The sequence below is a fragment of the Geobacillus sp. WSUCF-018B genome, from assembly GCF_002809985.1.
Classification (GTDB): Bacteria; Bacillota; Bacilli; order Bacillales; family Anoxybacillaceae; genus Geobacillus; species Geobacillus thermophilus.
Window position 1 is genome coordinate 20,060 of the sequence record NZ_PIJF01000034.1, and the last position, 15,283, is coordinate 35,342.

General features: G+C 50.0%; 12 protein-coding genes, 4 pseudogenes and 1 riboswitch. Of the genes and pseudogenes, 3 read left to right on the forward strand and 13 right to left on the reverse strand.

The window, feature by feature from the left end; translation table 11 throughout:
• Positions 1-102 precede the first annotated feature (102 nt).
• The 6 genes and pseudogenes from CV944_RS11080 to CV944_RS11105 all read right to left on the reverse strand — a co-directional run bounded on the left by CV944_RS11080 (position 103) and on the right by CV944_RS11105 (position 6,886).
• Positions 103-1,044, reverse strand: coding sequence for an ROK family protein (locus CV944_RS11080; RefSeq protein ID WP_100664187.1), 942 nt, complete (start codon positions 1,042-1,044; stop codon positions 103-105).
• 133 nt (positions 1,045-1,177) lie between these two features.
• A pseudogene (locus CV944_RS11085) lies at positions 1,178-1,411 on the reverse strand (spore coat protein); the annotation flags it as partial.
• Between the two features lie 127 nt (positions 1,412-1,538).
• The gene (locus CV944_RS11090) at positions 1,539-2,522 is read right to left on the reverse strand and encodes a sporulation protein (protein WP_100664188.1); all 984 of its coding nucleotides are present in this window, start codon (positions 2,520-2,522) and stop codon (positions 1,539-1,541) included.
• A gap of 63 nt (positions 2,523-2,585) precedes the next feature.
• Positions 2,586-3,224, reverse strand: coding sequence for a sporulation membrane protein YtaF (gene ytaF / locus CV944_RS11095; RefSeq protein ID WP_100664189.1), 639 nt, complete (start codon positions 3,222-3,224; stop codon positions 2,586-2,588).
• Positions 3,225-3,329: 105 nt separating this feature from the next.
• Positions 3,330-5,165: an APC family permease gene (locus CV944_RS11100; RefSeq protein WP_100664190.1), complete on the reverse strand. Its 1,836-nt coding sequence runs from the start codon at positions 5,163-5,165 to the stop codon at positions 3,330-3,332.
• Positions 5,166-5,258: 93 nt separating this feature from the next.
• A riboswitch (cyclic di-AMP (ydaO/yuaA leader) is annotated at positions 5,259-5,398 on the reverse strand.
• 150 nt (positions 5,399-5,548) lie between these two features.
• Complete coding sequence (locus CV944_RS11105) at positions 5,549-6,886, reverse strand: TrkH family potassium uptake protein (RefSeq protein ID WP_100664191.1); 1,338 nt, start codon at positions 6,884-6,886, stop codon at positions 5,549-5,551.
• Positions 6,887-7,345: 459 nt separating this feature from the next.
• Here CV944_RS11105 and ltaS point away from each other — a divergent pair, with 459 nt between their 5' ends.
• Entirely contained in the window at positions 7,346-9,307 is a 1,962-nt protein-coding gene (gene ltaS, locus CV944_RS11115; RefSeq protein WP_100664192.1) for a lipoteichoic acid synthase, read from the forward strand.
• Between the two features lie 33 nt (positions 9,308-9,340).
• Here the strand turns inward: ltaS and CV944_RS11120 are convergent.
• A pseudogene (locus CV944_RS11120) lies at positions 9,341-9,754 on the reverse strand (serine protease); the annotation flags it as partial.
• A 127-nt stretch (positions 9,755-9,881) separates the two neighbouring features.
• Positions 9,882-10,565, reverse strand: coding sequence for an N-acetylmuramoyl-L-alanine amidase family protein (locus CV944_RS11125; protein WP_100664193.1), 684 nt, complete (start codon positions 10,563-10,565; stop codon positions 9,882-9,884).
• A gap of 217 nt (positions 10,566-10,782) precedes the next feature.
• Here CV944_RS11125 and CV944_RS11130 point away from each other — a divergent pair, with 217 nt between their 5' ends.
• Entirely contained in the window at positions 10,783-11,247 is a 465-nt protein-coding gene (locus tag CV944_RS11130; protein WP_233204998.1) for a DinB family protein, read from the forward strand.
• A gap of 85 nt (positions 11,248-11,332) precedes the next feature.
• Here CV944_RS11130 and CV944_RS11135 read toward each other — a convergent pair whose 3' ends face one another.
• On the reverse strand, positions 11,333-12,037 hold the full coding sequence (locus tag CV944_RS11135; RefSeq protein ID WP_015373773.1) for a DsbA family oxidoreductase: 705 nt from the start codon (positions 12,035-12,037) through the stop codon (positions 11,333-11,335).
• Between the two features lie 138 nt (positions 12,038-12,175).
• On the opposite strand from CV944_RS11135, the gene CV944_RS11140 reads away from it, so the two are divergent.
• Positions 12,176-12,469 (forward strand): DoxX family protein, encoded by a 294-nt coding sequence (locus tag CV944_RS11140; RefSeq protein ID WP_233204999.1) that lies wholly within the window; start codon positions 12,176-12,178, stop codon positions 12,467-12,469.
• Here CV944_RS11140 and CV944_RS11145 read toward each other — a convergent pair.
• The 4 genes and pseudogenes from CV944_RS11145 to CV944_RS11160 all read right to left on the reverse strand — a co-directional run.
• Positions 12,385-12,759: pseudogene (locus CV944_RS11145) on the reverse strand (acyl-CoA dehydrogenase family protein); the annotation flags it as partial. The gene CV944_RS11140 and the pseudogene CV944_RS11145 overlap by 85 nt on opposite strands.
• Before the next feature lie 108 nt (positions 12,760-12,867).
• Positions 12,868-13,305: an HIT family protein gene (locus CV944_RS11150; RefSeq protein ID WP_013401174.1), complete on the reverse strand. Its 438-nt coding sequence runs from the start codon at positions 13,303-13,305 to the stop codon at positions 12,868-12,870.
• 63 nt (positions 13,306-13,368) lie between these two features.
• Complete coding sequence (locus tag CV944_RS11155) at positions 13,369-14,397, reverse strand: IS1595 family transposase (RefSeq protein ID WP_100664195.1); 1,029 nt, start codon at positions 14,395-14,397, stop codon at positions 13,369-13,371.
• Between the two features lie 103 nt (positions 14,398-14,500).
• Positions 14,501-15,187, reverse strand: a pseudogene (locus tag CV944_RS11160) (sigma 54-interacting transcriptional regulator); the annotation flags it as partial.
• Between the last annotated feature and the right edge of the window lie 96 nt (positions 15,188-15,283).

Consider the following 15,283-nt stretch of genomic DNA (forward strand, 5'->3'; position numbering starts at 1 on the left):
ACACCCTGCTTCGGCCGTGCCTGCTCTATTGTACTACAAATCATTCGTTTCTACTACCCGCACGTTTTTGGATGGGTGTGATGCCGGGAAGAGCGTCAGTCATCAGTCAGCGGGCGGAAATAGGCCTGCCCCCAGCTCCCCGCGCCGTTCTAGGTAGTGGTACAAAGCGCCGAGCAAGTTCGCATCGTTTTTGAAGCGGCACGCCTCCACAACGGGGCGGACTTTCGCGATCGAAACAACCGACAGCAGCGCAGAAAGCCGCTTGTTGATTTCACTGATGAAATCAGAACGGCTGCTAATGCCCCCGCCGACAATGATTTTTTCCGGATCGTACGCATACTGCAAATTAAAAATGCCTTGCGCCAAGGAGAAGTAAAATCGATCGATCGCCTTTTGCGCGGCTTCATCGCCGCCCTCTGCCAACGCAAATACTTTTTCCCCGTCCAGTTCACTTTCTTGCATCCCTTTTTCCTCGGCCGCCATCCGGATCAGCGCACTCGTCGCCGCCAGTTCACTCCATGTTTTGCATTCGATCCTTCCGTTCTCATAGCGGACATCCATCAACATATAGCCAAATTCCCCGCCGTGCAAATGCGCGCCTTTATGGATGCGTCCGTCTTTCACAATTGCTCCACCGATGCCGGTGCCGACGATGACAAAGGCGATGTCGCGGCAGCCCCGGCCCGCTCCCTTCCATAATTCGCCGAGCGCCGCACAGTTCGCATCATTTTCCAGCTCCACCGGCAGACCCGTCGCCCCGCCGAATACGTCTTTAAAGTTGGGGCCGTGAATGCACGGCAAGGCGCTGCTTCCGCCAATGACACCGATGTCGCTGTCGACGCTGCCTGCCGAACTGATCGCGATGCCAGAAAGTTCGTAACTCGCCTGCGCGTGGCGGACGACGCGAAGCAAGTCGTCGCGAAACCGTTGAAAGTCATGACGCTCCGAACGGTAGCGCCCCTTTTCCAAAAAATCACCGCGCTCGTTCATGACGGCATGTTTCACATACGTGCCGCCAATGTCGAAAACGATATAGCAACGCATCGATGGCGCCTCCTTCATTCTTTTCACTATTTCCTTGCTTTATTTTATGCTTTATGTATTCGTGATCCAATCGTCTGCACCTCCCTGCCGCAATGAAAGAAGCCGCTCCGTTGGCGGGAGCGGCTCGTTTCCATCATCGTTCATATCCCATTGACAACGCCTTTTGCGCATTGCGGACATCATGATAAAGAAGCTGGGCGAGGTCGTACGCCGGATAGTAACCACGTTCATACATATAGTTGAACGCTTTTTCGTGCGTGTCAATGGCTTTAAGCAGATGTTTGACAAACGTTTTGCGCAGCACCGGCGTCGCCGCCTCGGTAATGGCAGCAGCATAATTACGCACTGCCGTTTTTGAAAAGCCAAGCTTTTTATCAGTTCATTTCCATTTACTGTTATATGCCTATAAAAAGGAAACGGTCACCATTGTACGGGCCTTCCGTATCGGCAAAAAAGGCGTCCCGCCTCAGGCGAAACGCCTTCCTCCATCCTGTTTACAGCCAATCCCCGCCATCAAATCCATCGCCGCCGTCAAACCAGTCATCGACATCCAGACCGTCAGCCACATCATCAACGGCATCGTCGAGCAACTCCTCCGCTACCATTCCCGCCAACATGCCAGCCGCGAATCCGCCAATGGCTCCGGCCCATCCATGTCCGCCATGATGCGAATGATGGACGGGTGGATAATGGCCTACGGGATGGCTATAGATTGGCGAATGTGGCGTTGCCAACGGATGCCCGCTCAGCTGGCCGAACGCCCCAGCCGCCTGCACCGCCTCTTCGATGGCTTCTCGAAGCAGACGGGCTACCGTCGCCGAATCGCGAAGCTGTTCATGAGTGATCAACAGCTCCCGTTTCATTTCGCGTTCCCCGCCAAAGCCGTGGCGGACGTCGATCTCCATATACAAACGCACCCCTTCTCCCTCGACGAGGGCAAAAAACTCGACTTCTTGGACGATCCCTTGAAATTCGCTCGTCGGGAAGAACGCAAATTCCTGGCCATGCGGCGTAATGCTTCCGGATGTCGCTTTCTCCCGGAATCCCAGGGCGGCCAAAGCGGAAAACACTTGCTCCAAGGCCGTCGGCGGCAAAATGTGAATGGCGTCTTGGTCATATGCATCCGCCCCAGCGGCAATATCGAGCCGGGTGACGAACGTATAACGAACCGTGGGGCGGCTGATCGGCAAATGGAGCGGCAGTGCGTACGAAAACGGGAGCACTTTCCGCTCGCCAGGCTGAATCGTAAACGAGGAAGCGACCGGGATCACCGCTGCGGTTTTGCGATATGCCTTTCCTTCCGCGTGCACCTCCAATTGCAATACGACATCTAGGTTCCGAATGTGTTGGGCGACCGAACCACCTTCCAGCAAAAATTCCCCTTCCAACGTTTCACCAAGGCGCACATGCGAGCGATGCAGCACGAGATCCACTTTGGCAGCGCCGATGCCGAGTCTCGATAAAAACTTTTTCCACATCGGACCTCTCTCCTTTTTTCATCTTATTCACACTTGAATTACGAACAAGCCGCCAACATGGTGTCACCGAAATAATTTGATCAACCCCAAGACGATCAATACAACCCCAGGCAGCATGGTCGCCCTTTTCATGATTCTTGTTTTTGACACCATATACCCCAACGATAAGCCGAGTCTGATGAACACAAGATTAAACATACCAACCAGCAAGGCAAACGAAAGCGGCGGAAAATGCAAAAGCGACGAACTGACCCCGGCGCCAAAGGAATCCATCGAAAGAGCAATGCCGATTAATAACGCTTCTTTTTGACTGATCGTGCCTGAACGATCAAGATCGCCAAGTTCGGGGCGTTTCAATACTTGAACAGCGCCGCTGAAACGGTTAGCCCCCCCTGCTTCATCAGGCTCCATCGAAAACTCGCTCCCGTCTCCCTTTGGTTTATAGACGTTATAAATCGCCCAACCGCCAAGCGCCATGAGAATGACCGAAGCAAGCCCTCGCTCAACTTGCAACGGCAAAAAAAGCGCCAACAGGCGGCCGATGTTCATGGACGCAAACACCACCGCCCCGGACATGAATGCGATCAGCGCCAACGAAACAAAGGAGAAACGGGCACCACTCATTCCATACGTCATGCCTACGCTCAAACTGTCCATGCTCACGCTGAAAGCGAGCAAAATCATGGACACCCATAACCACATAGGAATCCCCCCTGCCGTACGATATGCAATTCCGTACAGAGAGGGGACTTTCTTGCCATTCGACACGCATCGATTTCCGGGGAAATGTTTCCCCTTTTCTCGACATTATTCCCGCAAATGATACGGCAGCGTCGCAATGACCACATCTTTTTTCATGATCAAGAAAAAGCGCAAGATGATGGCGGTTTGGTTATGCAAAAATGTATGCCACCATTTTTTCACGATAAATTGCGGCAAGAGCACTGTCACCGGCGCGCGGTCTGCTTCTTTTTCCGCTTTCGTGATGTATTCTAATAATGGCGACAAAATGGTTCGGTACGGTGAATAGATGACTTCCAACGGAATGTCCGGATAAAACTTCTCCCACTTTTGCCGCAGCTTTTGTTCGTCTTTTTCGTCGAAAATAATCGACAGTGCCGTAATGTCGTCGGAAATGCTGCGAGCGTACTGAACGGATTGGGCGACCACTTTGCTGACGCCGGAAATGGGAATAATGACTTTTGGTTTCAACAGTTTCCCGCGCTGTTGCCACTCCCGTTCGTCAAGCCGCAATTGCTCGCCAAGTTTTTTGTAATGCTCGTGAATTCGGATGAACATCCAGACGAACAACGGAATCGCCACGATGACGATCCAGGCCCCCTGCGTAAATTTAGCGATCATCGTGACGAGCGTGACGATCCCGGTGACCACCGCTCCCGTTCCGACGGTGAGCAGCACGCCGAATTTCCGTCCTTCTTCCCGATTCCATAATTTTTTAATCAACCCACTCTGGCCGATCGTAAAGGAAAGAAAGACGCCAACCGCATAAAGCGGGATGAGCGAATGGGTTTTGGCATGAAACGCGATGATCAATGCGATCGCCAGCACGCTCAACAATATAATGCCATTGGAAAACACAAGGCGATCGCCCCGGGCCGCCAAGCTTCTGGGCAAAAAACCGTCCTTCGCCATAATCGACGTCAACTGCGGAAACCCGGCAAAACTCGTATTCGCCGCGAGCACTAAAATGACCATCGTCGCCAGCTGAAACAAGTAAAACAAAAGACCATTCCCAAACACATGGCGTCCGATTTGCGAAATGACCGTTTGATGTTCAGCTGGAGTGACGCCAAACCCAGCCGCCAACACGGTGATCCCTAAAAACATCGTACCTAGCAGCACGGACATCCACCCCATGGTAATGGCGGCATTTTTTGAGCTGTCCGGCCGGAACGCCGGCACGCCGTTACTGATGGCTTCGACACCTGTCATCGCCGAACATCCGGACGAAAAGGCGCGCAACAAAATAAACAAGCTGTACCCAGAGGCAAACATGTGAACGGTTGACGCATGCTCATGCATCGTAAACCCATGCCATCCTTCCTGCCATAACTGCCACCCGCCGGCCGCGATCATCACAAGAACGAAGCCAATGAACACATACGTCGGGTAGGCGAAAACCGTCGCGGACTCCGTAATGCCACGCAAATTGAGCACCATTAAAAGCAAGACAAGAGCGACAGCGAGCTCTACTTTCCACGGCAGCAGCCCTGGAAACGCCGATGTCAACGCCGCGACGCCAGAGCTGATGCTGACGGCAACCGTCAAAATATAATCGATCATCAGCGCCGCCCCGGCCACTAAACTGATTTTTGTCCCCAAATGGTCTCGGGCGACCACATACGCCCCTCCTCCAGACGGGAACGCGTAGATAATTTGCCGATACGACAAGGTCACTAACAAGAGCAAGACTAAAATCGCCACAGCGATCGGCAGCGAGTAGAAAAACACGCTTGTCCCTAATAATGCAAGCACAAGCAAAATTTCTTCTGTCGCGTAGGCCACCGATGACAGGGCATCGGAGGAAAACACCGCCAGCGCCTTCCATTTGGGCAATTTTTCATGCTTGAGCCTTTTTGTCTCCATCGGCTTTCCGATCAACAATCGCTTCAGTGAAGCCATGCTTCCATTCCTCCCTAGATTGATGAACTGACACACAAGCAAAAAAGCCGTTGAGGGTGCGCTCAACGGCTATGTACACTCTAAGGCCATACCCATCCCTCCCCAAAGCGCTTGCGAGGTTAGCTGTCGGGTTCGGGCTTGGAGAGATGCCCGTCCTTTCGGATTCACCCCTAGCAACGAGCGTTGCAACAAGTGGGTCCCCCGCTCCATGACGGATTCAGCGCTAAATATTCAGTTGTTTCTGCTTCCATATATTACTCCTCCCCCTTTTCTCCGTAAACAGTGAAAAAGCAGAAAAAACAACGATTTTCTCTGCCTTTGAGCCGCTTTTTCGCATAAACCGTCCTTATCTTTATGCTTTCTTTCTTTTTCCTGTCTTGCCTCTATCCAATCATAATTTTCCCTTTCGGATAGCGGAACGGATCAGGCTGACGGCGCAGCGTGACCGCGTACGCGATCGTCAGCGGACCGACGCGGCCGGCAAACATCGTCAAGATAATGACCGCCTTTCCGAGCGGAGACAACTCTGGAGTCAGTCCCATCGACAGTCCGACGGTCCCAAACGCCGACGTCGCTTCGAATAAAATCATGAGAAAGTCTTTTCCGCTCTCGGTGATCGTCAACACCATCGTTACAAACATGACGATAAACAGCCCGCTCATGGTCACGGTCAGCGACTTGTATACCGTATCATAGACGATTCGTTTTCGGAACAAAATGACGTCTTCCTTCCCACGAATTTGCGACCAAACCGCGCCGAGCAACGTCGTAAAGGTCGTTGTTTTGATTCCACCGCCCGTCGAACCCGGGGAAGCGCCGACAAACATGAGAAACACGATCAAAAACAGCGTCGGCTGCGTCAAATCCGGGATGTTAAGCGTATTCGAGCCCGCCGTTCTCGGAGTGACCGCCTGGTAAAACGCGGACAGAAACTTGCCTGAGAGCGACAGCGGCCCCATCGTCTTCGGATTGTTCCACTCCAGCAGCAATATCAGCGCCATGCTGGCTACTAGCAGCCATGCCGTCGTAATGGCGACGACCTTCGTATGAAGGGAAAGGCGGCGCGTCTGCCTATACTCGTACACTTCATTCATGACAATAAAGCCGATTCCGCCTAAAATAATCAAAATCGGCACAACAAGGCTGACGACCGGATCGTCCACATAGCCGGTCAAGCTGCGGAACTCACCCATTAAATCAAACCCGGCGTTGTTAAAATTCGAAATCGCATGGAAAAAGCCAAAGTAAATCGCCCGGCCGAGCGGCATGTCAAAGGCAAAGCGGATTGAGAGCAACACCCCGCCGATCCCTTCAATCACAACAGTAAAAAGGAAAATGCGTTTGACGAGCCGAACGATGCCCTCGATCGTCAAATTATTGAGCGCCTCTTGGAGGATGAGCCGTTCTTTCAACGAAATGCGTTTGCCAAGCAAAAAGGCAAACAGCGTCGCAAACGTCATAAATCCGAGCCCACCGACTTGAATGAGCGCCAAAATGACGAGCTGGCCAAACAGGGTAAACGTCGTCCCGGTGTCGACGACAACAAGTCCAGTTACGCACGTCGCGGAAGTCGCTGTAAACAGCGCGTCTAAAAACGGCAGCCCCTTTCCATCCACGGTCGCAACAGGAAGCATCAACAGCAGCGCTCCAATCAAAATAATGAGCGCAAATCCGGACACGAGAATTTTCGGCGGATCAAAAAATTTGCCTTTTGGATTCATTGGCATGGCTTACCTCTTTCCCTTCATCCAGTTCTTCCTTATAGTTTGTGGATGATGCATAGAAAAAATATACCAAAAACAAGCCGATTCCGGTACAGCCAACAATTTTTATCATAATGTCCTCGTTGTCTAATAAAATGGGTAAAGGGCATGGCCACGCGCATCGGGACGTTTTCAGAAGGGCAGTTGAAACCTTTTCGATTTCCATTCGTCTATATGAGTGGCAGTCCATCGCCATACAGGGAAACGAGGTGGAAAGGAAGGGGGCGTCCGTCAATCCTTAAAAAACATTCCATTGACTTTTGGCAAAAGACGTATTATGCTACTTGACATGGAGACGTTCCGATGTAAAATGATGTCAGGACAAAATGCTGGCTGCTATGCGCGGAAGCTGTTCATAGAAGAATAGAAATAGAATTGGATCTTTCGAGAATACGAGGCAAAGGAGGAGAAGAGAACGTGAAAACGATTGGAAAGAAATTGTTGACAAAATGCCGTTCTCTCCCTAACCAATATATTGGTTTTTTTATTTTGGCGGTGCTCTTGTTTTGGCTGAAGACGTATGTCGCCTATCTAGCGGAATTTAACCTTGGCATCAGCAACTCCATGCAGGAGTTTTTGCTGTTGATCAATCCGATCAGCTCGGCGGTGTTTTTCTTTGGCTTAGCCCTATTGGGCAGAGAAACACGGGTATATAGGCGGCTCGTTACTATTAATCTCATTTTGTCGTTCATTTTATACGCCAATATCGTCTATTATCGCTTTTTCAGCGATTTTATTACATTGCCGACGTTGACGCAAACGAAAAACTTTGGCGATCTCGGCGGCAGCATTTTGGAATTGCTCAGATGGTATGACCCGCTTTATTTCTTGGACACGATCATTTTGGCAGTGATCGTGTTCTCGAAACGGTTCCCGCTTCCGCCGGTGCGGGCCGGCCGCGTCAAAAAAGGCGTTATTTTTGCTTCGGCCATTTTAATGTTCAGCGTCAACTTGGCGCTCGCGGAAGCCGACCGCCCGCAGCTGTTGACTAGAACGTTTGACCGCAACTATATCGTCAAATATTTAGGGGTATACAACTACTTGATCTATGACACGATCCAAAGCATGAAATCGTCGACACAACGGGCGTTCGCGAACAAAAGCGACATCACAACCGTATTGAACCATGTGCAGGCGACGTATGCTGAGCCGAACCCGAAATATTTCGGTGTGGCGAAAGGAAAAAATGTGATTTACATTCACTTGGAGTCGCTGCAAAACTTTGTTATTCACTACAAATTGCACGGGGAGGAGGTCACCCCGTTCTTAAACTCGCTCACCCGCGATCCGAACACATTCTATTTCGATAACTTCTTCCATCAAACGGGTCAAGGGAAAACATCGGACGCAGAGTTTATGCTCGAAAACTCGCTCTATGGCCTGCCGCAAGGGGCCGTCTTCACGACGAAAGGGCAAAATACGTACCATGCGGCTCCTGCCATTTTGCGCCAATACGGTTACACAAGCGCGGTTTTCCACGGCAACTACAAATCGTTCTGGAACCGCGACGAAATTTACAAATCGTTCGGGTTCGATCATTTCTTTGACGCCAGCTACTATGATATGAACGACGAGGACGTCTTGAACTACGGGTTGAAAGACAAACCGTTCTTCCGGGAGTCGATCCCGCTGTTGGAAACGTTGAAAGAGCCGTTCTATGTGAAATTTATTACACTGTCGAACCACTTCCCGTACCCGATCAGCGAGGAAGATGCCACAATCCCGCCGGCAACGACGGGAGACGACTCGGTCGACCGTTACTTCCAAACGGCCCGCTACTTGGATGAGGCCGTCAAAGAGTTCTTTGATTACTTGAAAAAATCCGGTCTGTACGACCGCTCGGTCATTATTTTGTACGGCGACCATTATGGCATTTCGGAAAATCACAACAAGGCCATGTCGCAAATTTTAGGCAAGGAAATCACGCCGTATGAACACGCCCAGTTACAACGAGTGCCGCTGTTCATCCATGTCCCAGGCATAAAAGGCGGCGTCATTCATGAATTCGGCGGCCAAATCGACTTGTTGCCGACTTTGCTGCATTTGCTTGGCATCGACACGAAAAATTACGTCCACTTCGGGACGGACTTGTTGTCGCCGGACCATCAAGAAATCATCCCGTTCCGCAACGGTGACTTCGTAACGCCAACCGTGACAGCGGTCAACGGCAAGTACTATGATACGAAAACGGGCGAGCCGCTTGAAGAAACGCCGGAGATTCAACGTCTCGAACAAATCATCCGCACGAAGCTCGACCTGTCGGATAAGGTTGTTTACGGCGATTTGCTCCGGTTCTATACCCCAAAAGGCTTCGAACCGGTCGATCCGTCGAAATACGATTACAACAAACGCGAAAATGAAGAGGGAAGCGCACAATAAGCGCTTCCCTCTTTTTTTCTAGAAGGCCGGTGAAGTTCCGTTGACAGCCACATGTTTGGCATTGGCCGATGGGACTGCATTGTTTAACAGCGCCTTGACCTGCCGATTGAGGTACACTTTTTTCACTTTCGGATGTTCAAGCAGCTGCTCAAGCGCTGCCGGCGTCACCCGTGCACTCCATAGCGGGACATGGCGGAAATGGTGATGCAGTTTCATGCGGAAATGGTCCTGCTCCGCCTTGGCCAGCGCCTCAATGCCCTCTGTGCCTTCAACCTCGATCAAAACAGAAACGGTCCTCCATTTTCGCCACCACCGCTCCATCCAACGGTGGAAAATGCACGGCATCCGTGTCATTGGTTTGTACATATTGACAAGCGCATGGCGGAGCGGACGGTCAAGCCGTCTCGCATGGCGGCGGGCGAGCTGCACGATCGAATAGCCAAACATCTCTTTCCCCCCTCCTTTGTTTCTCGCTATACTCATATGACGGCTGGCCAAAGGAGGAGGCGGCCTTTCCACTAGGACAAACGGACAAAAAAACGCTCGCCCAGCTGAAACTAGGCAAGCGTTCCCGTCATTCCTTGACTTGTTCAAGCTCAATCCGCTTCGCTCTTCCTAAATAACGCTCCACTTGACGCAGCACATTTTCCTTCTCCGCAAATGCCCCGACTTGCGTTCCATCCACTGTCACACGCGTTAAAGAGAGGTTTGATTTTTTTGTCAGATCCAATGCCCGTGCCATTCCATTTACATGCCCACGGGCGACTGTTCGCAAAAACTGGGTGTCATTCAATTTTTCTGCATCCTCTTTTCGATCAATAAATCCATTCTCCGTGAGCACCGCCGGCATCACTGTTTCGCGCAGCACATGGAAGTTTGCTTTCTTTTTCCCACGGTCGCGAAATCCTGTAGCCTTGACGACTTCTTCATGAATGGCATCGCGGATGCGGGCTGTTACCGAATCGTCATCGAGCCGATTATAAATATAATCTTCATACCCCGTGCCGCCACCGGCATTCACGTGAATCGACACGTATAAATCCGCCCCCCATTGATTGGCCCGATCCGTCCGCTCCTCAAGCGGCACCGTTTCATCTTTTGTCCGACTCAGCTGCACCAACACTCCTTCATACTCATTTTGCAGCAGACGGTTGATTTCAAGAGCGATAAACAACGTAATGTCTTTCTCCAACAACCCGTTGCCGATCGCGCCGGTATCTCTTCCCCCATGACCGGGGTCAATAAAAATTTTCGGCATCGTCGTTTTCCCCCCTTCCTTACATGCCGGCGTTTTTCACGAAGACAATATAGGGACATCCACTCCACATTTTTCCTTATTTTATTAATAGAATAAGCAGTTTGAAAGGAAAAGGTGACAGGCAAAGGACCAAAACAAGGAGAAACACTAGCCGCCAACATTTCCTCTATTTGTGGTATAATAGGACGAGGAAATGAATTCCAAAGGAGGAATACACATGTCCCGCGCACAACAATGGGTGCAATATTTCCTTTCCCGCCGCCATGTCACGATGGAACTGATCCGCAAAATCGACGAGGCGCATTATGATTACAAACCGACGCCGACCTCGATGACAGCAAAGCAGCTGGCGACACATATGCTGTTCAGCTTCTACAATTTCGCCAACACGGCGAAACACGGCGATCCATCGCTGTTCCGGCAAAAAATCGAGGAATCGGAGACGAATTTGGCCAAGCTGGCGGAGTCGTATACGGAAAAAACGAAGCAGCTCATCGAATCGATGCGCGATGACGACTTCGACCGAACGCTCGATTTAACATCGATTTTCGGCATTCAAATTCCAACCAAACAGTTGTTGCAAATGGCAATGGATCACGAAATTCATCATAAAGGCCAGCTGTTCGTCTACGTCCGCGGCATGGGGCATACGGACTTGCCGCTGTTTGTGAAGCGCGGTTAATCTTCTCTCCCATTGTTTCATTATGGGGCTTCGCAAAAAAGCCGGCTAGGCATCCCTAACCGGCTTTTCCTTTTGATTTATTTTCTTAAATAGAGCACCCTTCGTCGGTGCACGTCCCGCCTTGATCAGTCGACAGCGGCTGCAGCGGCCGCGATTGTTCTTCCTCCCATACCTTCTCCAGCGCCCGCCGGAACACCTCAACCGGCTGGGCGCCGGAAATCGCATACTTCCGGTTCAGAACGAAAAACGGCACGCCGCGGACGCCCAACGCCGCCGCTTCTTCCTCATCGCGGCGCACCTCTTGTGTGTAGCGGCCGCTGGCCAACACTTCTTCCGCTTCCGTCCGGTCAAGCCCGGCTGCTTCGGCGATCGCAAGCAGCACATTGCGGTCGCTGATTCGCTTCGACTCCGTAAAATAGGCGTAAAACAACCGCTCGACGACATCTTGAAGCTTTCCTTTTTCATTCGCATATTGAGCCAACCGGTGGGCGTCAAACGTATTCGTCGGCTTCATCGTGTCAAAGCGGAACGTCAAACCGACCGCCTCCGCCTGCCGGCCGATATCGGCGTTCGCCCGCTTCGCTTCCTCGAGCGAAATGCCGTATTTGTTGGCGATGATTTCATGAATCGTCAACGGGGTCTCGTTTGGTGCGTTTGGATCGAGTTCAAAGCTGCGGAATACGATTTCAACGTCTTCCCGGTGCGGAAATGGCTCAAGCGCCTGTTCCAATCGGCGTTTGCCGATATAGCAAAACGGGCAGACAAAATCGGACCATACTTCAATTTTCATGGCCATCCTCCTCTACTTTTGACGCGCTTCCCCTCCATTGTAACCCATCGCTAGTCAAATGGCGAACGAAAGGCATGGGGGCGGACCCACCCGCATACATTGTACTACCATGCTGTTGGGACAAGGAGGGAGAATCTCATGCATTCCCAGGAATTCGGCGCCTTTCTGTTGCGGATTGTCACCGGGTTCATCTTTTTCGCCCATGGCTGGGTGAAATGGCAGCGGGGGCTTGAGGCGGCGGCCGATTCGTTTGCGGCGATGGGGCTTCCCGGCTGGCTCGCCTACATCGTGACGATGGTGGAGCTTGCCGGCGGCTGGGCGATGATGCTCGGCCTTGGCACACGGCCGATTGCGGCGGCGTTCGAGCCGGCGCTCGGCTCGGTTAAGGCAAAGGCGCCGATCCATTCGCCTGTCTCCATTTTTGGCAAGTAGCGCCGCTTTTGTTCCTCGGTGCCGAGCTCGACGATGCCGACCGTACCGATGCCGGTATGAGCGCCGATTAATGTCGTATAGCCGTTATGCGTTTTCCCGAGTTCTTCATAAATGGCGCATTTGCCGACCATCGACAAGCCAAGGCCGCCGTATTCTTCCAGGATGCTTAAGCCGAACAGCCCCATGGCTTTCGATTTTTCAATAATATCTTCTGGAATGTGGTCGTTTTCTTCAATGTCCATGGCCACCGGTTCCACGACTTCTTTCACAAATTTACGGACGTTTTCTTTTGGCTGTGTTAAAGGTTAATGTTGATATAGCACAAAAATTTGGGAACTTCGGAGTTAAGAAAGTTCTTCTTTTCTTGAAATAACGCCATCGTTAGCTGATACAGATTATTATTTAACAGCGTATATTGCCTCTTGTAATTTTAACATTACGTCCCTAAGATTTTTTACTTTATTATCATTTTCTGTCTCATCTTCTAAGTAAAAATCTGCAAAAGACTGATTTTCGTATCTTGGTACAATATGCATATGATAATGGGTTAATTCATTAAAAATACCACCATTTTGACAAATTGTAATACCATCAGGTTTATACAATAACTTAATAGCCTTTGAAACAAGTATAGATGCCTTCATAATTGCATTTGCTGTATCCACATTGAGTTCTTCCACTTCTTTAAAATGTTTCTTTGGTAGTATCAAAGTATGTCCATCATTAAAGGGAGCGTGGTCTAAGATACAAGTCACATACTCATCTTCGTACACAACATAAACTGGTAGTTTTTTGTTTGCTAATTCACATCCTAAACAATACTTTTCTTGTGGCATATGTTTCCCCCTTTTTCTTCGTAATCTGTTTAGTTAGTCGGAAAAGAAAACTTTATTCATAAATTACACACTGAATTTAGATAAACGTAAACTATCATAAGTATCGGTCATTTCAAATACAAATGAGGATAGTAGGAACTCTTTGATATTGTGTTTTGTGCTTTCATTACTGCGACTATCTATAAACAAGAACCAAGCAAGGTAATTATCAAGATATTTTGTAGCCACACCTTTAAAACGGTCAATCCACTTCTTCATCCGAGAATGAAAACTGTTGACATTTTGAATGTGATATAAGCCTTTTATAACGTGCTTTCCATCATCGGATTTGATTCGGTAATGCTTTAACCCTTTTTCTTTTGCATAGGTTTTGTATGCTCTCCAAACATCTGTAACAAGCACATTGTCAGACGATAGTTTAGTACCAATGATAGTTTCAATTTTGGTTTTTACAATACGCCCCATACAAGATACTTTGGAGACGGTTGCTTTTGTACGGTCTCTTGCAACAAGAACACATACTTGTTCGTGGCTGATTCCTCTGTGTTTGGATTTTCCTCCACGTTTTCGAGGCTTCCGTTCTGTAATGCCACGTTGCCCTTTTTGAGAGTACAAGAAATAGGTCTCGTCAACTTCAACGATACCTTCAAAATGGTCAAAATCCATTTGCTTTAAGGCGGATAGCAGTTTATGTCTCCAGTAAAAAAGTGTAACCCAAGTAACCCCTACGATTTCAGCCGATTTACGCAGGGAGTAGCCTTTGAACATACAATCCACAAATGTAATCCATTCATCACCTTTTCGGGTGCGATAAAGAACGGTGTTAGTCGTATCCGTAAAGGTTTTAAGGCAACTTTTACAACGATACCGTTGACGACCCTTGACTTTTCCGAATCGAACAACGTGTTCAGATGTACAATGGGGACACTCGAAACCATCTTTAAAACGAGTTTCCCTCATTTCGTTAATCAATCTACCACCAACGGAAGAGGTCGGGTCAACATAACGTTTTACCCATTGATATACTTGTTCCTTTTTAGTATGGGGTAACTTGTCGATGTATTTTAATAGGTTACTGAACGCTTTGTCCATCATTAACAATCCCGAACATTTGTTCTAATTGTAATTATAGCAAGAACTTGGTTGGGTTTCAAATATCAACAATGTTCTTTAACAGAGCCTTTCTTTTAAAAATTCAATCTCGGCTGGCAACGTAAAATCCATCTTCTTCCCCTCCCCGTGATTCGATTCCATATTTTTGCGCCTTGCGCACAAGGGTCGACGCATCGACACCCAACAGCTTCGCCGCCCGCCGATACGTGCGCGCATGATGAAGCGCTTTGATGATGAGCTGGCGCTCGACGTCCGCCACCGCTTGTTTGAGCGGAACGACCTCGCTGACTGACACCGGATCGGCAGCCGTCGGCGGCTCAAGATGAAGCCATTTGGCCACGTGATCTTCGTCGACGACGGGCGCGGCAGACGTTACAAACATGCGCTCAATGGCGTTGACGAGCTCGCGGACGTTGCCAGGCCAATGGTAGTCCATCATCATCGCAAGCGCCCTGTCGGTGAACACGAGCTGTTTTTGATACTTTTTAGCAAACCGCTTTCGATAATGGTCGACCAACAGCGGGATGTCTTCCTTCCGGTCGCGCAGCGGCGGAATGGCGATCGGCATGACGTTCAGCCGGTAAAACAAATCAGCTCTGAACCGCCCGGCGGCGACCAGCTCTTCAAGCGGTTTGTTCGTTGCGGCGATGATGCGGACATCGATCCGTTTGGGCGCCTCCGCCCCCAAGCGCATAATTTCCATCGACTGAAGCACACGAAGGAGTTTTACTTGCAGGTGGAGCGGGATTTCGCTAATTTCATCGAGAAAGTAACTATTCACCCCAGTGCTAGTGTATAAAAAAGCCCAGCACAAATAGGGCATTTCGGTCATAGAAAATGCCCTAGGTAGCGGAAAGAACTCGAT